This is a genomic window from Nocardioides sp. BE266 (genome assembly GCF_031457855.1).
In the GTDB taxonomy this organism is placed as follows: Bacteria; Actinomycetota; Actinomycetes; order Propionibacteriales; family Nocardioidaceae; genus Nocardioides.
This window is the reverse complement of record NZ_JAURTI010000011.1, coordinates 68,925-88,944: the sequence shown is the minus strand read 5'-3', so window position 1 is coordinate 88,944 and position 20,020 is coordinate 68,925. Positions and strand designations below refer to the sequence as shown.

Sequence of the window (20,020 nt, the reverse complement as noted above, 5' to 3'; positions counted from 1 at the left end):
CGGGCTACGCCGTCGCGACGAGGTTGGCGAGGGCGCGGTCGAGGCCGCTGTCGCCGGTCTCGACGACGGTGAGCGGCAGGCCGATGCTGGCAGCCGCCTGCTCGGCCATCGCGCGCAGCTCGTCGTCGGGCTGCTGGGCCAGCCACACCACGCGCGTGTAGTGGCCGAAGTAGGTGTCGCGCAGCTCGGGGTAGCGGTCGAGGCCGAGCTCCTGGAGCACCGTGCGCGCGAACGAGCGGGCCAGGAAGTCGGTGAGCACGTAGGTGCCCGGCTGGGCGTCGAAGATCCGCTCGAGGCGCTCGGGGCCGGCGTACAGGTCGTAGCAGTGCAGGCCGGGCAGCCGCTCGAGGCCGAGGTCGGCGCAGACGCCGTCGAGGGCGCCGTACGTGCCGCAGTCGGCGTAGCCGATCACCACGCGTGAGTACGACGTCCGCAAGCGCTCGGCGAGCGTGCGTACCTCGTCGGCGATCCGTTCGGGGTGGTTGTGCAGGAGCGGCGGGAGGGGGTGCACATCGACCGGCCAGTCGTGGCGCTGGACGACGCTGGCGGCCGGCTGGGCGAGGGCGCCGCAGGCGATCAGCGCGACCCGGTCGGTGACGTCACCCGCCGAAGGCGAGCTGCTCGACGAAGGCGTCGTTGAAGTCGGGGCGGTCGGAGAGCTCGACATAGGTCACCTCCTCCAGCAGGGCCAGCGCGCCGGCCCGCTCGCGCACCGACAGGAGCGCCATCTTCGCGCCCTCGCCGGCGACGTTGCCGGCGGCGACGATGCGCAGCACGGGGAGCTTGGGCACCAGCCCGATCCGGACGGCGGAGGCGGGGGAGAGGTAGCTGCCGAACGACCCGGCGAGGAGCACCTGCTGGACGTCGCGGTGCTCGAGCCCGAGCTCCTCGAGCAGCAGCGACCAGCCCGTGGAGATCGCGGCCTTGGCGAACTGGAGCTCGCGCACGTCGCGCTGGGAGAGGTAGACGCACTCGGTGGGCTCGGCGTCGGGCGTGGGGCGGTGCAGGATGAAGACGCGCTCCTCGCCGATGCGGGCCATCCGGTCGGCCAGCGCGGGCGCGACCTCCTTGGCCGCCTCGTCGGGGACCAGGCGGCCGGTGCCGTCGAGCAGCCCGACCCGGACCAGCTCGGAGACCGCGTCGACCAGGCCCGAGCCGCAGAGGCCCTTCGGCTCGACGTCGCCGATCACGCCGAGGGTCACCGCCGGCTCGTCGGCACCCGCCTGCGGGTCGACCTTGATCACCTCGATCGCACCGTCGGCGGCGCGCATGCCGCAGCGGATGGCGCCGCCCTCGAACGCCGGGCCGGCGGGCGCGGCGGTCGAGACGATGCGCTCGCCGTCGCTCAGCACGATCTCGCAGTTGGTGCCGACGTCGATGAAGAGGCGGACCCGCTTGTCGCGGTCCATGCCGGTCGCGAGCATCCCGGCCACGATGTCGCCACCGACGTAGGCGCCCAGGGCGGGGAAGAAGAACGCCCGCGCCTGCGGGTGCAGGGTGAGCCCGACGTCGGAGGCGAGCACGGTCGGCGGCTGCGCGACCGGCATCACGAAGGGCGCCACCCCGAGCGGCTCGGGGTCGAGGCCCAGCACCAACGACGTCATGGTGGCGTTGCCGGCGACCGCGACCTCGTAGACATGCGTCGGGTCGACGCCGGCCTCGCGGCAGACCCGCGTCGCGAGCTCGGCCAGCGTGGCGCCCGCGGCCTCGCGGAGGCGGTCGAGCGCCTGGTCGTCCATCATCGTGGCGCTGATCCGGGTGATCACGTCGCCGCCGAACGGCTGCTGGCGGTTGAGGGCCGAGGCCACGGCGACCGGGGTGCCGGTGCCGACGTCGAGGAGCGTGCCGACGACCGTCGTCGTACCGAGGTCGAAGGCGATGGCGTACCTCGTCGCGGTGGTGTCGCCGGGCTCGACGTCGACGAGGTCCTCGTCGACGACGACGGCGGTCACCTTGAAGTCGGACTGGCGGAGCACGGTGCCGAGGCGCCGGAGGGCGTGGACGTCGGCGGTCAGCTCGAGGTCGTCGATCGCGTCGGTCAGGCGCGCGAGGTCGGTGCGCTGGTCGGACAGCGTGGGCTCGTCGAGCTCGACGTAGCGCTTCTGCACCGCCGGGCGCAGGATGACCTGCCGTCCGATGCCGACCGTGGCCGCCTTCGGGCGGGTGGTCAGCGGTGGCACCTCGACGGCGAGGTCCCGCGTCGCCTGCACCAGGCACCCCAGCCGCCAGCCGTCGTCGAGCTGCGACTGGGTGAACGTGCGCGCGTCGTGGCGGGTGACCGGGAGCTCGACGGCGGAGGTGACGCGCACCTTGCACTTGTGGCAGGTGCCGTGGCCGCCGCACGTGGAGTCGATGGCGATGCCGTTCCACGACGCCGCGTCGAACACGGTGACCCCGGGCGGGACACGTACGCCGCGCTCGGTGGGTGGCAGCTCCGAACCGTCCTCGGAGCGGCCGGCCACCGTGAACGCGAGGTCGACCCGTCCGGTGCCGTCGTGCGTGGCGGGCTCGGCCCCGGGCCTCTCGATGAGGCCCTCGCGGGCGATGTTCGCGAGCGAGAAGTCCGGGCCGTCGGGCGGTTGGGTCATTGCGGGGTCCCCGCGACGTCGTTCGGGGGAGCGGAGCGGGGGAGAAGGACGTCGTGGGGTGCGGTCACGGAGCGGCCGCCGCCTGCTTGGCGCGGTGCGCCGAGATCCACGCCATGCCCCAGTCGTCGTGCCCGAGGAAGACGTCGGCGGCCTTGACCGCCTCGACGATCGCTGGCGTGCGGGTGTCCATGATCGCGCTGGTCAGGCCCGAGGTCATCGCCATCGGCAGCCACGTGGCGTTGAGGGTGTGGCGGTCGGGCATGCCGAAGCTGACGTTGGACGCGCCGCAGGTCATGTTGACCCCGAACTCGTCGCGGATGCGCCGCATCACCTCGAAGGTCACCAGCGAGGTCGTCGTGTCGGCGCCGATCGGCATGGCCAGCGGGTCGATCACGATGTCGGCCTGCGCGATGCCGTACTCCTGCGTGGCGACCTGGACGATCTTGCGGGTCAGGTCGACGCGCTTGTCGGCCTCCATCGGGATCTCGTCGTGGTCGTTGGGCAGCGCGATGATCGCGGCGTCGTACTTCTTCACCAGCGGGAGGATCAACGCGAGCCGGTCGTCCTCGGCGGTGACGGAGTTGACCAGCGCGCGGCCCTCGTAGGCGGCGAGTCCGGCCTCGAGCGCCTCGACCACGGAGGAGTCGATGCAGATCGGCAGGTCGGTGAGGCCCTGGACCATCTTCACGGCCGTGGCGAGCAGCTCGGGCTCGTCGGTCAGCGGGACACCCATGTTGACGTCGAGCACGTCGGCGCCACCCTCGACCTGCGCCTTGACGTCGCGCTCGATGGCGGAGAAGTCGCCCTCGCGCAGCTGCTCCTGGAAGATCCGGCGCCCGGTCGGGTTGATCCGCTCGCCGATGAGGCAGAAGCGGTGCTCGTGACCGATCACCACCTCCTTGCTCGCCGAGCGCAGGACCGTGCTCAGGGGAGGGGCGGTCGTCATGCGGAGACCCTCGCCCGCTTCTCCTGGAGCAGGCTCTTGGCGCGCTTGACCGTCTGCGAGGCGTCGGCGGCGTAGCCGTCCGCGCCCACCGCGTCGGCGTACTCCTGGGTGACGGGGGCACCGCCCACCATCACGATCACGCTGTCGCGGATGCCGGCCTTCTCGAGCGCGTTCATGTTGGCCTTGAACATCGGCATCGTGGTCGTCAGGAACGCCGAGAAGCCGACGATGTCGGGCTGGTGCTCGTCGATGGCCGCGACGAACTTCTCGGGCGCGACCTGGACGCCGAGGTCGATGACCTCGAAGCCGGCGCCCTCGAGCATGATGTTGACGAGGTTCTTGCCGATGTCGTGGACGTCGCCCTTGACCGTGCCCATCACGAACTTGCCGATGGTCTGCACGCCGGTCTCGGCGAGCAGGGGGCGCAGCCGCTCCATCGCGCCGGCCATCGCGCGGCCCGCGATCAGCATCTCCGGCACGAAGAAGTCACCGCGCTCGAACCGCGCGCCGACCTCCTCGAGCGAGGGGATGAGCGCGTCGAAGAGGAGCGTCTGCGGCTCCATCGAGCCCGCCAGCCCCTCCTCGGTCAGCTCGAGCACGCGGGGTGCGTTGCCGACGAGCGTCTCGTCGTAGAGGGCTTGCAGGATCTCCTCGGGTGTCATGCGACCACCTCCTGTGCTCGGGCGATGCTTCGGGGCTTGTGGGGTGCCGGTCCGCGCAGCAGGGCCGAGAGCGCGGTGGCGTGGTCCAGGAGGCTGCGGCCGAGCTCGTCGAGCCGGTCCTCCAGGCGTGGGGTGGGTCCGGAGACCCCGAGTGCGGCGACCACGTCGCCCCGGCCGCCCTGCACGGGTACGGCGACGCCGGTGAGCCCGATCTCGAGCTCGTCGGCGGTGATCGCCCAGCCGCGCTCGCGGGTGCGGACGCAGTCGCGCTGGAGGGCGGCGGTGTCGGCCAGCGTCTGCGGCGTGGGCCGCTCGAGGTCGCCGTCGGGGACGTCGAGGGCGTGCCAGGCGTAGAACACCTTGCCGAGCGCGGAGCAGTGGGCCGGCACCTCGATCTCGGTCCAGTCGCGGGTGCCGAGGAGGTAGCGGGAGTCGACCTGCGCCACCTGTACGACGCGCTCGCCGCGGCTCACGCTCAGGTGGACCGTCTCCCCGGTCGCCTCGCCGATGGCCTCCATCGCCGGTCGGGCGAGGCGGACCAGCTCCTCCCACGGGTCGTGGCGGGCGGCGTACAGCCAGAAGAGGCGGCCGGCGACGTAGGAGCCTGAGGCGTCGCGCTCGAGCAGCCCGGTGCGCTCGAGCGCGGTGAGCATCCGCGACGTCGTGGACTTGGCCAGCCCGCTGGCGTCCTGGAGGTCGGCGAAGCTCATCGGCTCGTCGGCGTGGACGACCGTCGCGATCAGGTCCGCGGCGCGGTCGAGGGCGCGCGTGCCGGTGGCTGCGTCGCCCACGCGTGACTCCTTCGCCGGAGGGGTTCCCAAGGGGTTCCATGATGTGGAACCGTGGTTCCACATCATGAGGCTAGAAGCCGCGGGTCGCCACGGTCAAGCGTCAGCGATGCCGAAGCAGCCACAGGCTGAAGCCGAGACCGACACAGGAGGACCCGTGTTCCGCAACACGATGCCGCGCTACGAGGTGCTGTCCGAGGACGCCATGGCGACCCTGGACAGGGGGTGGCGCCGACTGATGTCCGAGATCGGCGTGGAGTTCATGGACGAGCGCGCGCTCGACCTGTTCCGCAAGGCCGGCCAGAAGGTCGAGGGCAACGCGGTCTTCCTCGACCCCGACTTCGTGCTCGAGCAGGTCGCCAAGGCGCCGGCCGAGTTCGACCTCCAGGCCCGCAACCCCGAGAACAACGTGCACATCGGCGGTGACTCGATGGCCTTCGGCGCGGTCTACGGTCCGCCGTTCGTCCGCGAGGGCGACGTCCGCCGCGACGGCACGATGAACGACTTCCGCGACTTCGCGCGGCTGGCGCAGAGCTTCTCCGTGCTCGACTCGGCCGGCGGTGTGGTCACCGAGCCCAACGACACCCCGCTCGACAGCCGCCACCTCGACATGGTCTACGCGCTGCAGACGCTGACCGACAAGATCTACATGGGCAACGTCGTCTCGGGGGTCAACGCTGCCGACACGATCCGGATGACCGAGATCCTCTTCGGCTCCCGCGAGGCCATCGAGGAGACCCCGGCGCTGATCTCGCTGATCAACTGCAACAGCCCGCTCCGCTGGGACGACCGGATGCTCGAGGCGCAGTTCGAGTACACCTCGGCCAACCAGCCGGTCGTCCTGACGCCGTTCATCATGATGGGCGCGATGTCGCCGGTGACGATCCCGGCCGCCCTCGTGCAGCAGATCACCGAGGCCCTGTCCGGGATCGCGCTCTCGCAGCTGATCCGGCCCGGCGCCCCGGTCGTCTTCGGCTCATTCCTCACCAACATCGACATGCAGTCGGGCTCGCCGACCTTCGGCACCCCGGAATCGGGCATCGGCCTGCTCTGCACCGGGCAGATCGCCCGCCACTTCAACCTGCCCTTCCGCACCGGTGGCGGCCTGACCTCCTCGCAGGTGCCCGACGCGCAGGCCGGCTACGAGGCGCTGATGACCCTCATGCCGACCTTCCTCGCCGGCGCCAACTGGGTGATGCACTCCGCCGGCTGGCTCGAGGGCGGCCTCGTCGCCGGCTTCGAGAAGTTCGTGATCGACGCCCAGATCGTCGAGATGCTCCAGCACGAGTTCACCCCGATGGAGATCGACGAGGCGTCGCTCGCCTTCGACGCCCACCAGGAGGTCGGGCACGGCGGCCACTTCCTCGGCGCGATGCACACCATGGAGCGGTTCCGGACCTGCTTCTACCGGCCGTTCCTCAACTCCAGCGACAACTACGAGCGCTGGATGCGCAACGGGGCCAAGGACACCGCCACCCGCGCCGGCGAGATCTACAAGGAGAAGCTCGAGGACTTCGAGGCGCCGCCGCTCGACGACGCGATCCGCCAGGAGCTCGAGGAGTACGTCACCCGGCGCCGCGCGGAGCTCGGCGACTGACCCATCGCCCGGCCAGCCCCGATGAACTTCCACGCGTGCGGGTGGAAGTTCATCGGGGCCTGAGCGTACGACGGCTCTGTGGGGCCTGAACTTCCACGCGTGCGGGTGGAACTTCATCGGGGCCTGAGCGTACGACGGCCCCGTGGGGCCTGAACTTCCACGCGTGCGGGTGGAACTTCATCGGGGCCTGAGCGTACGACGGCCCCGTGGGGCATGAACTTCCACGCGTGCGGGTGGAATTTCATCCGGCTGGGCAGCGGCGGTTCAGTCCTCACGGTCGGTGAGGCGATCGAGGTCGGGGAGCCTCACGTTGCCTGGGTCATGACGCGCTGCCAGTGACCAGAGGGTGTCGTGGTCCGCGCCCGGGAGGCGGACGCGGTCCTCGCCGGATCACGACAGCGGAGCATGCCCGACGCTCACGGGCACGAAGTGCCCGGTCGTTGGCTCTGACGGGGAGGAAGTGCCCGGTCAGCTGAGGCCGAGGATCGTGCCGTCGTCGAGGAGGTCGATCCGGCCGGCGGAGGGGTCGCGGGGGAGGCCGGGCATCGTCATCATGTCGCCGCATACGACCACGACGAACCCGGCTCCCGCCGAGAGCCTCACCTCGCGGACGTGCAGCTCGTGGCCTGACGGTGCGCCGAGGCTGGCGGGGTCGGTCGAGAAGGAGTACTGCGTCTTGGCGACACAGACCGGCAGCCCGCCGTAGCCGTCCTTCTCGATGCGCGCCAGCCGCCGGCGGGCCTTGGCGTCCCAGGTCACGATCCCGGCGTCGTAGAGCCGGGTGGCGATCGCCTCGACCTTCTCGGTGAGCGGGAGCTCGTCGTCGTACGTGAACGAGAAGTCGTACGACGACGGCTCGTCGAGGACGGCGAGGACACCCTTGGCGAGGTCCTGGGCCCCGATGCCGCCGTCGGCGAAGTGGGTCGCCGGGAAGGCCCGCACGCCCTCGGCGCCGACGAGCTCGACGACCTTGGCGACCTCGAGGTCGGTGTCGGTGGGGAAGCGGTTGACGGCGACCACGCAGGGGATGCCGTACACGTTGCGGATGTTGTCGAGGTGGCGGCGGAGGTTGACCATGCCGGCCTCGACCGCGGCGAGGTCCTCGGTGCCGAGGTCGGCGAGCGCGACGCCGCCGTGGTACTTCAGGGCGCGCACGGTCGCCACGACCACTGCGACGTCGGGGCGCAGCCCGGACTTGCGGCACTTGATGTCGACGAACTTCTCCGCGCCCAGGTCGGCGCCGAAGCCCGCCTCCGTGACGACGATGTCGGCGAGCCGCAGGCCGGTGCGGGTGGCCACGACCGAGCTGCAGCCGTGGGCGATGTTGGCGAACGGGCCGCCGTGCACGAACGCCGGTGCGCCCTCGAGGGTCTGCACCAGGTTGGGGGCCAGCGCGTCGCGCAGGAGGACGGCCATCGCGCCGTCGGCGTTGAGCTCGCGGGCGGTCACCGGCTCCATGGCGCGGTTGTAGCCGATGACGATGTCGCCGATGCGCTTCTTGAGGTCGCCCCACGACTCGGTGAGGCAGAAGATCGCCATCAGCTCGGAGGCGACGACGATGTCGAAGCCGTCCTCGCGCGGGAAGCCGTTGGCGTGGCCGCCGAGGGCGACGGTGATCTGGCGCAGCGCGCGGTCGTTCATGTCCACGACGCGCTTCCAGGTCACGCTGCGCACGTCGATGTCGAGCTCGTTGCCGTGGTGGACGTGGTTGTCGATGAGCGCGGCCAGCAGGTTGTTGGCGGCCGCGATCGCGTTGAAGTCACCGGTGAAGGCCAGGTTGATGTCGGTCATCGGCACGACCTGGGCGTACCCGCCGCCGGCCGCGCCACCCTTCATGCCGAACACCGGGCCCATCGAGGGCTCGCGCAGGCACGCCATGCTTCGGTGGCCCAGGCCGTGGAGCGCGTCGGTGAGGCCGACGGTGGTCGTCGTCTTGCCCTCGCCGGGCGGGGTGGGGGACAGCGCGGTCACCAGCACCAGCCGTCCGAGTGGTCGGTCCGCCAGCGAGGCGACGTAGCCCAGGTCCACCTTGGCCTTGTAGTGGCCGTAGGGGACCAGGCTCTCCTCCGGGATGCCGAGCGTCTGCTCCGCGACCTCGCGGATGGGACGCAGCACGGCCGCGTTGGCGATCTCGATGTCGGACAGCATGTGGTGGGTCCCTCTCCTCGTGGCCGATGTGTGCGCCGTTGTCTGCGTCGCCTACCGGAAGACGACGGTCCGTTCGCCGTTGAGCAGCACGCGCGACTGCGTGTGCCAGCGCACGGCCCGCGAGAGCACCTGCGCCTCGACGTCGCGTCCGGCCGCGACGAGCTGGTCCTGCTGGTAGGTGTGGTCGACCCGCATCACGTCCTGCTCGATGATCGGCCCCTCGTCGAGGTCGGCGGTCACGTAGTGCGCGGTCGCGCCGACGAGCTTCACGCCGCGGTCGAAGGCCTGGTGGTAGGGGCGGGCGCCCTTGAAGCTCGGCAGGAACGAGTGGTGGATGTTGATCGCCCGGCCCGAGAGCTGGCGGCACAGGTCGTCGGACAGCACCTGCATGTAGCGCGCGAGCACGACCAGGTGCGTGCCGGTCTCCTCGACCACCTCGAGCAGCCGCTTCTCGGCGTCGGCCTTGGTGTCGGGCGTGACCGGGAGGTGGAGGAAGTCCAGGCCGTACGACTTCACGAGGGGCTCGGCGTCGGTGTGGTTGGACACCACCACCGGGATCTCCACCTGGAGCGCACCGGTGCTGGCCCGGAAGAGCAGGTCGTTGAGGCAGTGCAGGTGCTTGGAGACCATGATCAGCGTCCGGTAGGGCGCGGCCGCGGCCCACAGCTCGTACTCCATGCCGAAGCGCTGGGCCACGGCGTCGAAGTCGGCGTGCAGCGAGCCGGCGTCATGGCCGTCCTCGGTGGTGAAGCCGATGCGCATGAAGAACCGGTCGGTCAGGCTGTCCCCGAACTGCTGGCTCTCCACGATGTTGCCACCGTGCTCGACCAGGAACCCCGACACGGCATGCACGATGCCGGGACGGTCGGGACACGAGAGGATGAGGACGAAGTCGCCCACGGGTGCTCCTTCACTGGGACCGCTGCGTTGCGCTTGACGAAACGCAGTCTGCGATACGCAACACGTTGTGCGCTAGTGTCGCGCCATGCGCAACGCGGTCGAGGCCGGTGGCGGGGTCCAGTCCGTCGACCGGGCACTCAGCATCCTGGAGGTCCTGGCGCGCACCGGCGAGGGCGGGGTCACCGAGATCGCGGCCGAGCTCGGCGTGCACAAGAGCACCGCCTTCCGCCTGGTCGCCACCCTCGAGTCGCATCGCCTGGTGGAGCAGACCGGCGACCGCGGGCGCTACCGCCTCGGGGTCGGGATCCTGCGCCTGGCGGGCGCCACCACGGCCCGGCTCGACCTGGTGCAGGAGGCGCGCCCGATCTGTCGCCAGCTCGCCGCGGACACCGGCGAGACCGTCAACGTGGCGGTGCTGTCCGACGGGTCGGCGCTCTACCTCGACCAGGTCGCCGGGTCCTCCGCCCTCCAGCCGCACAACTGGGTCGGCCAGCACATCCCGCTGCACGCCACCAGCAACGGCAAGGTGCTGCTGAGTGGTCTGGACGACCACCAGCTCGACAAGGCGCTCGGCACCCTGTCGAACTACACCGAGCACACGATCACCCGGCGGGCCAAGCTGCGTGAGGAGCTGGCCCGGGTCCGCGAGCAGGGCCACGCGCTCGCGATCGACGAGCTCGAGGTCGGGCTCACGGCTGTCGCCGCTCCGGTGCGCAACGCGCACGGCGACGTGGTGGCCTCGATGAGCGTCTCCGGCCCGACCTTCCGGCTCAACGCCGACCGCCTCGACCACGTCGTCGCACTGACCGTCGCGGCCGCCGCCGAGGTGTCCCACCGGCTCGGCTGGGGGCACCGCTGACCGCATCGTTGACCGGACCGTAACAGGGAAAACCTTGACGGGCACCGGAGGCGGCAGCATCCTTCGGAGGGTCAGGCCGGTTGCGCTCGGAGCACCCGGTTGCGACATACGCAACAGACTGAATCTGCCGAGAGGTCTTCTGTGCCTGAACCTGTGCTGTACGTCGACGGGGCGTGGGTGGCCGCGCGCGCCGGTGGCACGCGCGAGATCCGGTGCCCGGCGGACGGCAGCCTGGTCGCCGTTGTCGACGAGGCGGACGCCTCCGACACCGACCTCGCGATCGCGGCCGCACACCGTGCCTTCCATGCCGGACCGTGGCCCACGACGCCGAGCCGCGAGCGGGGCGACCTGCTGCTCCGCGTCGCCGATCTCCTCGAGCGCGACGCCGACGAGGTGGCGCGGATGGAGTCGCTCGACACCGGCAAGCGGTTCGTCGAGAGCCAGTACGACGTCGCCGACGTGGTCTCGGTGTTCCGCCACTACGGCCGCGTCGCCGCCGAGGAGGCCGGCCGCGTCGTCGACACCGGCAACCCCGACGTGGTCAGCAAGATCGTGCACGAGCCGGTCGGCGTCTGCGGGCTCGTGACGCCGTGGAACTACCCGCTCCTCCAGGTGGCCTGGAAGGTCGGGCCCTGCCTCGCCGCGGGCAACACGTTCGTGCTGAAGCCCAGCGAGCTGACCCCGCACTCCGCGATCCACCTGATGAAGGTCCTCGAGGAGGCCGGGCTCCCGGCCGGTGTCGCGAACCTCGTCCTCGGCGCCGGCGCCTCGGCAGGTGCGCCGCTGGCCACCGACCCGAGGGTCGACCTGATCTCCTTCACCGGCGGGCTCCAGACCGGCAAGGCCCTCATGGCCGCAGCATCCGGGACGGTGAAGAAGGTCGCCCTCGAGCTGGGTGGCAAGAACCCCAACATCGTCTTCGCCGACGCCGACCTCGAGGTCGCCCTCGACCTCGCCCTCACCGCGGTCTTCCTGCACTCCGGCCAGGTGTGCTCGGCCGGCGCCCGGCTGCTCGTCGAGGAGTCGATCCACGACGAGTTCGTCGACCAGCTCGTCGCTCGGGCCGGCGACATCCGCCTCGGCGGCCCCTTCGACGACACGGCCGAGACCGGCCCGCTCACCAGTGCCGCGCACCGCGACAAGGTGGAGGCGTACGTCGCCCGCGGTCTCGCCGAGGGCGCCGTGCTCCGGTGCGGCGGTTCCCGTCCCGAGGACCCCGCGCTCGCCGACGGCTTCTACTACCTCCCGACGATCCTCGACGGCTGCTCCAGCGACATGTCGGTGGCCCAGGACGAGTCGTTCGGGCCGGTGCTGACGGTCGAGACCTTCACCAGCGAGGACGAGGCCGTCACCATCGCCAACGACAGCATCTACGGCCTGGCCGGCGCGGTCTGGACCCGCGACGCGGGCCGGGCCGAGCGGGTCGCGGCCCGGCTGCGGATGGGCACCGTGTGGATCAACGACTACCACCCCTACGTCCCCCAGGCGGAGTGGGGCGGCTACAAGCAGTCCGGCATCGGCCGCGAGCTCGGTGAGGCCGGGCTCGAGGAGTACCGCGAGACCAAGCACGTGTGGCACAACATCCGACCGGTGGTCCAGCACTGGTTCTCGCCCGGGACGCCGGAGTAGGCCATGGCAACGAGCCGGTACGACGTCGTCATCGTGGGTGGGGGGTCTGCCGGCTGCGCGCTCGCGAACCGGCTCTCCGCCGACCCGTCCACCAGCGTGCTGGTGCTCGAGGCCGGTCGCACCGACCGCTTCGACCCGCTGATCCACGCACCAGCCGCGCTGCCGTTCCCGATCGGGAACCCGCTCTACGACTGGAAGTACGAGTCCGAGCCGGAGCCCGCGATGGGCGGTCGCCGGGTCTACCACGCGCGCGGCAAGGTGCTCGGCGGCTCCTCGTCGATCAACGGCATGATCTTCCAGCGCGGCAACCCGATGGACTACGAGCGCTGGGCCGCCGAGCCGGGGATGGAGTCGTGGGACTACCTCCACTGCCTGCCGTACTTCCGCCGCATGGAGTCGCTGATCCTGCCCGACGGCATGGTCGGCGCCGACGCATGGCGTGGCGGCTCGGGTCCCCTCAAGCTCGAGCGGAGCCCGGCGACCAACCCGCTCTTCAGCGCCTTCTTCGAGTCCGCGACGCAGGCCGGCTATCACCTGACCGACGACGTCAACGGCTACCGCCAGGAGGGCTTCGGCCGCTTCGACCGCAACATCGTCAACGGCGTGCGGATGTCGGCCGCGCGCGCCTACCTCCACCCCGTGATGGGCCGCAAGAACCTCACCGTCGAGACCTTCGCGCACGCAACGTCGATCCGGTTCGAGGGGAAGCGCGCCGTCGGGGTGGACTACCTGCGCGCCGGGCGCAGGCACGAATCGGTGGCTGCGGGCGAGGTGATCCTCTGTGGGGGTGCGATCAACTCGCCGCAGCTGCTCCAGCTCTCGGGGATCGGCAACCCCGAGCACCTCCGCCCGCTCGGCGTGGAGATGGTGCACGACCTGCCGGGCGTGGGGGAGAACCTCCAGGACCACCTCGAGGTCTACATCCAGTACTCCTCGCTCCAGCCGGTCTCGATCGTCGAGGGCCTGAAGTGGCGCAACCGCCCGCTCGTCGGGCTCGAGTGGCTGTTCAGGCGCACCGGCACGGCGGCGTCGAACCACTTCGAGGGCGGCGGCTTCGCGCGGTCCAACGAGGACGTCGACTGGCCCAACCTGATGTTCCACTTCCTGCCGATCGCGATCCGCTACGACGGCTCGCCCGCGCCCGGCCAGGACAAGTACGCCCACGGCTACCAGGTGCACATCGGGCCGATGTACGCCGACACCCGCGGCTGGGTGCGGATCGCCTCGACCGATCCGAAGCAGAAGCCGAAGATGCTCTTCAACTACCTCTCGACCGCCAACGACAAGCGCGAGTGGATCGAGGCGGTGCGCGTCGCGCGCGACATCCTCAACCAGCCGGCGATGGCACCGTTCAACGGCGGGGAGATCTCACCGGGACCGGCGGTCGAGACCGACGAGGAGATCCTCGAGTGGGTCCGCAAGGACTCCGAGACCGCGCTGCACCCCTCGTGCACGGCCAAGATGGGCACCGACGAGATGTCCGTCGTCGACCCGACGAGCATGAAGGTCCACGGCACCGAGGGCCTGCGCGTCGTCGACGCGAGCGTCTTCCCGTACGTCACCAACGGCAACATCTACGCCCCCGTGATGATGGTCGCCGAGAAGGCCGCCGACCTCATCTTGGGTAACTCCCCGCTTCCTCCCGCCGACGTGCCGTTCTACCGGCACCGTCACGGCATGCCGCTCTACCCGCCCGGCGACCCCCGCAACGCCGGGACCTCCACCCCCGAGGAGTCCGCATGACCGCAGCCCTGTCCGTCGACAGTCTCTGGAAGATCTTCGGCCCGCGCTCCGACAAGATCATCGGCACGCCCGACGCCGAGCTCTCGCGCGCCGACCTCAAGGCCAAGACCGGCAACGTCGTGGGTGTGAAGGACGTGTCCTTCGAGGTCGCACCCGGCGAGGTCTTCGTCGTCATGGGCCTCTCCGGCTCGGGCAAGTCCACGCTCGTCCGGCTCCTCACGCGGCTGATCGAGCCGACCAGCGGATCGGTGACGCTCGGTGGCGTCGACATCACGACCGCGTCGGCGGCCGAGCTGCGCGACGTACGCCGCAGGCAGGTGTCGATGGTGTTCCAGCACTTCGGCTTGCTGCCGCACCGCCAGGTGATCGACAACGTGGCGTACGGCCTCGAGGTGCGCGGCGTCGCGAAGAAGGAGCGGCGCGAGAAGGCCGCCGAGATCGTCGACCTGGTCGGCCTCGCGGGCTACGAGCGGTCCTACCCCGACCAGCTCTCAGGCGGCATGCAGCAGCGCGTCGGCCTGGCGCGGGCGCTCGCCGGCGACCCCGAGATGCTGCTCTTCGACGAGCCGTTCTCCGCGCTCGACCCGCTGATCCGCCGTGACATGCAGAACGAGGTCATCCGTCTGCACAGCGAGCTCGGCAAGACGATGGTCTTCATCACCCACGACCTCGCCGAGGCGCTCAAGCTCGGCGACCGGATCATGATCCTGCGCGACGGCGCGATCGTGCAGATCGGCACGCCCGACGAGGTGGTGGCCAAGCCGGCCGACGACTACGTCAAGGACTTCGTCTCCGAGGTGCCCAAGGCGCACGTGCTGACGCTGAAGTGGGTGATGCGCGACCCGCGCCCCGGCGAGGCGATGGACGGTCCGACGCTCCCGGTCACCACGGTCGTACGCCAGGCGGCGCGCGCCGCGATCGCCTCGGACGCACCGATCCGGGTCGTCGACGGCGACACGCTCCTCGGCGTGGTGGACGAGGAGGACATCATGCGCGTGGTCGTGGCCGAGGAGGAGTCGTGAGCTACGCCGGCGGGCCGCCGATGGCGAACCGCGACGAGATCCACAGCACTGTCGCGACGAAGGAGAAGCGGCCGGTCGAGCCGGGCGCGGCGCCGCCGGTCGTCGAGGAGTCGGGCATCAGCCGCTGGGTGCCCGCGCTGGGCGTCATCGTCGTCTGGATCATCGTGTGGGCCTTCACCAAGGGCACCAACACCCTGGCGCTGCCGGGTCGCGAGCACACTGACCTGCACCAGTCCTTCACCGACTTCAACAACACGCTGCTCGCCAGCCGCGACACCAACCCGGTCATGCAGTTCACCAACTCGATCTCCGAGCTGCTGCGCAACTTCTTCGACTGGGCGCAGCGGATGCTGGTCCGCCCCAACCTGCCGCGGCCCGTCCCCGAGATCGGTTGGCTCGGCGTGGTCGCCGTCGCCACGTGGGTCGGCTTCGCGATCGCGAGCTGGCGCATCGCCCTCCTCGTGCTGCTGTCCTTCCTCTCCTTCGGCGTCTTCGGCTACTGGCAGGACTCGCTCGACCTGCTCATCGTCACCGGCATGGCGGTCCTCATCACGCTGATCGTGGGCATGCCGCTCGCGGTCCTCTCCGGGACCAACACGCAAGCCAACCGGGTGATCACCATCGTGCTCGACTTCATGCAGACGATGCCGACGTTCGTCTACCTCGTGCCGGTGGTGCTGTTCTTCGGCATCGGTGTGGGCGGAGCTGTCGTCGCGACCCTCATCTATGCCGTGCCGCCGTTGGTGCGGATCGCCGGCTTCGGCATCCGCGAGGTGTCCGCCACCACGATCGAGGCGACCGACTCTGCGGGCCAGACCTACTGGCAGCGCCTGCTCAAGGTGCAGATCCCGATGGCACGCAAGACGATCATCGTCGGCCTCAACCAGACGACGCTGGCCGCCTTGTCGATGGCCACCATCGCGTCGTACATCAACGGCCCGGGCCTGGGGAAGCCGGTGCTCAACGCGCTCGTCGCGAACGACTTCGGCGGCGCCTTCGTGCCCGGCGTGCTGATCGTGGTGATGGCCGTGATGCTCGACCGGACGACGACCGCAGCGAGCGAGCGGTCGGAGAAGGTCGCCCGTGGAGGTGGCGGCAACCTCCGGGTGCGCCGGATCGCGCTCGCCGTCTCCGGCGTGGCCGCCCTGGTGGCGGTCTACCTCTCCCGGCTCGAGCTCAGCCTGGCCCGGTTCCCGGAGTACACGATCGGCGGCAAGGTCTCCGACGGCGCGGACAGCGCCATGAACGCCATCGTCGACGTGTTCGGCGGAGTGGCCGGCTGGTTCAAGGACCACATCACCGACTGGTTCCTCAACCCGATGCAGTCCCTGCTGGCCGAGTCGCCGTGGTGGCTCGCCGCCCTGGGGATCCTGGGCCTGGCCCTCGTCTTCGGCGGGGTCCGGGCGTTGGCGACCACTGCTGTCTGCCTGGCGGGGATCTGGTACCTCGACCTGTGGCACGACGCGATGATCACCCTCAACATGGCGCTCGTCGGCACCGTCCTGGTCATGGTGCTGGCCCTGGTCTTCGGCGTGTGGATGGCACGCGACCGCCGCGTCGACCTCGGCATCCGGCCACTGCTCGATGCGGGCCAGACGATCCCGCCCTTCGTCTACCTGATCCCGGTGCTGGCGCTCTTCGGGCCCTCACGCTTCACCGCGATCGTCGCGGGCATCGTGTACGCCGCCCCTGCCGCCATCAAGCTCGTCGCCGACGGAGTCAAGGGCGTCTCGCCCACCACCATCGAGGCGGGCCGCTCGACCGGCCAGACCAAGTGGCAGGAGATCACCAAGGTCCAGCTGCCGATGGCCAAGGGCTCGCTCGTGCTGGCCACCAACCAGGGCCTGCTCTACGTCCTGGCCATGGTCGTCATCGGCGGCCTGGTCGGCGCCGGCGCCCTCGGGTACGACGTCGTCCTCGGCATCTCCCGGAGCGAGGAGTGGGGCAAGGGCGCCGCGGGCGGCCTGACCATCGTGCTGCTCGGCGTGATGCTCGACCGGATCACCCGCGCCGCCGCCGACGTACGTCGTGACGACGGTCCCGGCACCCGCCGTGCCTTCAACATCCGGCTGCCCATCGGGCCGCCCGGCAAGTAGCAGCACCCGTCACACCATCACAGCCCATCACCAGAAGGAGCAGCACCATGCGCAACACCCAGAGCCGAGTGGCCCGCCTCGGGGCCCTCGCCACCGTCGCCGTCATGGCGCTGACCGCCTGCGGGGGTGGATCCATCGAGGAGGAGACCAAGGCCAACGAGGAGCAGGCCGCTGCGAGCGGCGGGGAGTGCGGCGAGCTCAACATGGCCGTCAACCCGTGGGTCGGCTACCAGGCCAGCGCCTACGTCGTCGGCACCGTCGCCCAGGAGCAGCTCGGGTGCACGGTGAACTACAAGGACCTGAAGGAGGACGTCTCCTGGCAGGGCTTCGGCACCGGTGAGGTCGACGTGGTGATCGAGGACTGGGGCCACCCCGACCTGGAGAAGAAGTTCTTCGCCGACCAGGGCGACGGCACCGCCGAGGACTTCGGGCCGCAGGGCAACGTCGGCATCATCGGCTGGTTCGTCCCGCCGTGGCTCGCCGAGGAGCACCCCGACATCCTCGACTACAAGAACCTCAACAAGTACGCCTCGGAGTTCGCGACCTCGGAGTCCGGCGGCCAGGGCCAGTTCCTCGGCGCCGACCCGTCCTACGTCCAGTTCGACGAGGCGATCGTGTCCAACCTCGACCTCGACTTCAAGGTCGTCTTCTCCGGGAGCGAGGCCGCCTCCATCGAGGCGTTCCGCAAGGCGGAGAAGAACAAGGAGTGGGTCATCGGCTACTGGTACGAGCCGCAGTACTTCAACGCCGAGGTGGCGATGCAGCGGGTGGCCCTGCCGCCGTACACCGACGGCTGCCAGGACGACCCGCAGAAGGTCGCCTGCGACTACCCCGAGACCGAGCTGAAGAAGATCGTCGGCACGGACTGGGCGGCCTCGGACTCCACGGCCGTCTCGCTGGTCAAGAACTTCACCTGGACCAACGAGGACCAGAACGTCGTCGCGGGCTACATCGCCGCCGACGGGATGACCCCCGAGGACGCCGCGGCCAAGTGGGTCGAGGAGAACCAGGACAAGGTGGACGCCTGGCTCGGCTGAGCCCTCGGGCGACACGCTGAGTGATCGGTGTGACCGTGCCCGCCCCCGGACGTTCCTTGACACCCGCCCGGGGGCGGAGCACTCTACCCGTTACCTGTGTTGCAAATCACGCACTATGTTGCGCCAAGCGCAACAGGATCGGTAGGGCGTCATGGCAGTCAAGGACCCGCTCGGCACCAACCGTGAGCACGTCGTGCCTCCACCCCTCGAGGGCGAGGGGCACTTCCCGCTCGACAAGGTGACCTTCGGGGTCGCCGCCGCGGTCGCCGTGGCCTTCCTGGTGTGGGGGACCGTCGACTCCTCGGGGATGGGCACCGTGACGGGAGACACGCTCGCCTGGCTGGAGAAGTCCTTCGGCTGGCTGTTCATCCTGGTCAGTGCGATGTTCCTGCTGTTCTCGGGCTACCTCGCCGTCACGCGCTACGGCAACATCAAGCTCGGCCCCGACGACTCGGAGCCGGAGTTCTCCACGTTCTCGTGGGTCTCCATGATGTTCGCGACCGGCATGGGCATCGGCCTGATGTTCTGGGGCGTGGCCGAGCCGCTGACGTACCTCACCGCGACCGACGCGAGCAGCATCCCGCCCGGTCGGGGCGACCCGTCGACCCCGGACAGCGCCCGCGTGGCGATGGAGTACGCCTTCTTCCACTGGGGCTTCCACCCCTGGTCGATGTACGCCGTCATCGGCCTGGCGATCGGCTACTTCGCCTACCGCAAGGGCACGGGCAACCTGGTCTCGGGCGCCTTCGGGCCGCTGCTGAAGGGTCGCGAGAAGGGCGGCTGGGGCAAGGGGATCGACGTGATCGCGATCTTCGCGACGCTCTTCGGCTCGGCCACCTCGCTCGGCCTCGGCGCGCTGCAGATCACCGGCGGCCTCGACGACGTCTTCGGCAGCGGCAAGTCCAAGTGGCTCACCGTCATCGTGATCGCGGTGCTGACCACCTGCTTCGTGCTCTCGGCCGTGACCGGCATCGAGAAGGGCGTCCAGTTCCTCTCCAACGCCAACGCGATCGCGGCCGTGCTGCTGGTCTTCTTCCTCTTCGTCGTCGGACCTACGGTCTTCATCCTGAGCACCTTCACCGAGTCGCTCGGCGGCTACCTGACCCACCTGCCGACGATGGCGTTCCGCACAGGAGCCTTCGGTGGCAGCGAGTTCCTCAGCGCCTGGACGATCTTCTACTGGGCCTGGTGGATCTCGTGGACGCCCTTCGTCGGCATGTTCATCGCGCGCATCTCCAAGGGCCGCACGATCCGGCAGTTCGTCATCTACGTGATCCTGGTGCCGAGCGTCGTGTCGTTCGTCTGGTTCTCGATCCTGGCGGGCGCGGCCTTCGACCTGCAGCTCTCCGGCGCCAAGGACCTCGGCGCGGTGCTCGTCGACGAGGGCACCGAGAGTGCGCTCTTCACCACGTTGCGCGAGTACCCGCTCTCGAGCATCACGGTCGTCCTCGCGGTCTTCCTGGTGGCGATCTTCTTCATCACCGGCGCCGACTCGGCCTCGATCGTGATGGGGATGCTCAGCCAGCACGGCAAGGAGGAGCCGATGCGCTGGCTGATCATCTTCTGGGGTGTCGCCCAGGGTGCCGTCGCGGGCGTGCTGCTGTTCTCCGGAGGGCTCGGGGCGTTGCAGACACTGGTGATCATCGTGGCCGGGCCGTTCATGCTGGTCATCTGCGCGATGTGTGTCTCGCTGATGATGTCGCTGCGCGCCGAGCCCTACGAGTCGACCCTGCCGTCGCGGGTCCGCAAGGCGGTCATGCACGCGCAGCAGTACGACTCGATGGAGCACCACACCGTGGCCCTCGCTGCCCTCGGGGCGGACCCCGAGGAGGTCACCGGCGAGCCGATGCCCGAGCTCGACGCGGAGGGCCGCCCGATCAGCAGGACGTGATCCGTCCGGCGGCGCCCCGGGTTGCTTGACAGCCGCCGGGGGCGCCGTCGTACATTTCTACATGTCGCACATAGCGCAACAAGTTGCATGATACGCAACGATTCATCCTTCAGG

The 20,020-nt window shown here is 70.0% G+C and carries 15 protein-coding genes; 8 read left to right on the top strand and 7 right to left on the bottom strand.

The genetic code is table 11. From position 1 onward, the window contains the following. Positions 1-4: 4 nt before the first annotated feature. From J2X46_RS22870 to J2X46_RS22850, 5 genes are all read right to left on the bottom strand, one after another. The gene (locus tag J2X46_RS22870) at positions 5-667 is read right to left on the bottom strand and encodes a DUF1638 domain-containing protein (RefSeq protein ID WP_310254688.1); all 663 of its coding nucleotides are present in this window, start codon (positions 665-667) and stop codon (positions 5-7) included. Continuing rightward, positions 600-2,588 (bottom strand): ASKHA domain-containing protein, encoded by a 1,989-nt coding sequence (locus J2X46_RS22865; protein ID WP_310254687.1) that lies wholly within the window; start codon positions 2,586-2,588, stop codon positions 600-602. The genes J2X46_RS22870 and J2X46_RS22865 overlap by 68 nt, the downstream gene beginning before the upstream one ends. Before the next feature lie 64 nt (positions 2,589-2,652). After that, positions 2,653-3,534, bottom strand: coding sequence for a dihydropteroate synthase (locus tag J2X46_RS22860; RefSeq protein WP_310254686.1), 882 nt, complete (start codon positions 3,532-3,534; stop codon positions 2,653-2,655). Then, the gene (locus tag J2X46_RS22855; protein ID WP_310254684.1) at positions 3,531-4,196 is read right to left on the bottom strand and encodes a corrinoid protein; all 666 of its coding nucleotides are present in this window, start codon (positions 4,194-4,196) and stop codon (positions 3,531-3,533) included. Before J2X46_RS22855 ends, J2X46_RS22860 begins: the two co-directional genes overlap by 4 nt. Next, the gene (locus J2X46_RS22850; RefSeq protein ID WP_310254682.1) at positions 4,193-4,987 is read right to left on the bottom strand and encodes an IclR family transcriptional regulator; all 795 of its coding nucleotides are present in this window, start codon (positions 4,985-4,987) and stop codon (positions 4,193-4,195) included. Before J2X46_RS22850 ends, J2X46_RS22855 begins: the two co-directional genes overlap by 4 nt. Before the next feature lie 64 nt (positions 4,988-5,051). Here J2X46_RS22850 and J2X46_RS22845 point away from each other — a divergent pair, with 64 nt between their 5' ends. After that, positions 5,052-6,581 (top strand): trimethylamine methyltransferase family protein, encoded by a 1,530-nt coding sequence (locus tag J2X46_RS22845; RefSeq protein ID WP_310254681.1) that lies wholly within the window; start codon positions 5,052-5,054, stop codon positions 6,579-6,581. A gap of 468 nt (positions 6,582-7,049) precedes the next feature. Here J2X46_RS22845 and J2X46_RS22840 read toward each other — a convergent pair whose 3' ends face one another. Together J2X46_RS22840 and purU are read right to left on the bottom strand one after the other, a co-directional pair. Continuing rightward, the gene (locus J2X46_RS22840) at positions 7,050-8,729 is read right to left on the bottom strand and encodes a formate--tetrahydrofolate ligase (RefSeq protein ID WP_310254680.1); all 1,680 of its coding nucleotides are present in this window, start codon (positions 8,727-8,729) and stop codon (positions 7,050-7,052) included. A 51-nt stretch (positions 8,730-8,780) separates the two neighbouring features. Then, a complete protein-coding gene (purU, locus tag J2X46_RS22835) occupies positions 8,781-9,629 on the bottom strand; it encodes a formyltetrahydrofolate deformylase (RefSeq protein ID WP_310254679.1) in 849 nt (282 codons plus the stop codon). Between the two features lie 85 nt (positions 9,630-9,714). Between purU and J2X46_RS22830 the strand changes: the two genes are divergently transcribed. The 7 genes from J2X46_RS22830 (at position 9,715) to J2X46_RS22800 (ending at position 19,906) form a co-directional block, all read left to right on the top strand. Further along, complete coding sequence (locus J2X46_RS22830) at positions 9,715-10,488, top strand: IclR family transcriptional regulator (protein ID WP_310254678.1); 774 nt, start codon at positions 9,715-9,717, stop codon at positions 10,486-10,488. 141 nt (positions 10,489-10,629) lie between these two features. Then, complete coding sequence (locus J2X46_RS22825; protein WP_310254675.1) at positions 10,630-12,117, top strand: aldehyde dehydrogenase family protein; 1,488 nt, start codon at positions 10,630-10,632, stop codon at positions 12,115-12,117. 3 nt (positions 12,118-12,120) lie between these two features. After that, complete coding sequence (gene betA, locus J2X46_RS22820; protein ID WP_310254673.1) at positions 12,121-13,860, top strand: choline dehydrogenase; 1,740 nt, start codon at positions 12,121-12,123, stop codon at positions 13,858-13,860. Further along, positions 13,857-14,882, top strand: coding sequence for a glycine betaine/L-proline ABC transporter ATP-binding protein (locus tag J2X46_RS22815; protein WP_310254671.1), 1,026 nt, complete (start codon positions 13,857-13,859; stop codon positions 14,880-14,882). The genes betA and J2X46_RS22815 overlap by 4 nt, the downstream gene beginning before the upstream one ends. After that, a complete protein-coding gene (locus J2X46_RS22810; protein WP_310254668.1) occupies positions 14,879-16,978 on the top strand; it encodes an ABC transporter permease subunit in 2,100 nt (699 codons plus the stop codon). Before J2X46_RS22815 ends, J2X46_RS22810 begins: the two co-directional genes overlap by 4 nt. Positions 16,979-17,025: 47 nt before the next feature. Further along, positions 17,026-18,015, top strand: coding sequence for an ABC transporter substrate-binding protein (locus J2X46_RS22805; RefSeq protein ID WP_310254667.1), 990 nt, complete (start codon positions 17,026-17,028; stop codon positions 18,013-18,015). A 151-nt stretch (positions 18,016-18,166) separates the two neighbouring features. Further along, complete coding sequence (locus J2X46_RS22800; protein WP_310254665.1) at positions 18,167-19,906, top strand: BCCT family transporter; 1,740 nt, start codon at positions 18,167-18,169, stop codon at positions 19,904-19,906. Positions 19,907-20,020: the final 114 nt, after the last annotated feature.

Bases quoted from the DNA above. Each gene is read 5' to 3' on its own strand.
- J2X46_RS22870 (WP_310254688.1), bottom strand. From the start codon at position 667: ATGTCGAGCTCTCCGACCGCCCCGACTTCAACGACGCCTTCGTCGAGC.
- J2X46_RS22855 (WP_310254684.1), bottom strand. From the start codon at position 4,196: ATGACACCCGAGGAGATCCTGCAAGCCCTCTACGACGAGACGCTCGTC.
- J2X46_RS22830 (WP_310254678.1), top strand. From the start codon at position 9,715: ATGCGCAACGCGGTCGAGGCCGGTGGCGGGGTCCAGTCCGTCGACCGG.
- J2X46_RS22840 (WP_310254680.1), bottom strand. From the start codon at position 8,729: ATGCTGTCCGACATCGAGATCGCCAACGCGGCCGTGCTGCGTCCCATC.
- J2X46_RS22845 (WP_310254681.1), top strand. From the start codon at position 5,052: ATGAGGCTAGAAGCCGCGGGTCGCCACGGTCAAGCGTCAGCGATGCCG.
- J2X46_RS22815 (WP_310254671.1), top strand. From the start codon at position 13,857: ATGACCGCAGCCCTGTCCGTCGACAGTCTCTGGAAGATCTTCGGCCCG.
- J2X46_RS22800 (WP_310254665.1), top strand. From the start codon at position 18,167: ATGGCAGTCAAGGACCCGCTCGGCACCAACCGTGAGCACGTCGTGCCT.
- betA (WP_310254673.1), top strand. From the start codon at position 12,121: ATGGCAACGAGCCGGTACGACGTCGTCATCGTGGGTGGGGGGTCTGCC.
- J2X46_RS22805 (WP_310254667.1), top strand. From the start codon at position 17,026: ATGCGCAACACCCAGAGCCGAGTGGCCCGCCTCGGGGCCCTCGCCACC.
- J2X46_RS22860 (WP_310254686.1), bottom strand. From the start codon at position 3,534: ATGACGACCGCCCCTCCCCTGAGCACGGTCCTGCGCTCGGCGAGCAAG.
- J2X46_RS22865 (WP_310254687.1), bottom strand. From the start codon at position 2,588: ATGACCCAACCGCCCGACGGCCCGGACTTCTCGCTCGCGAACATCGCC.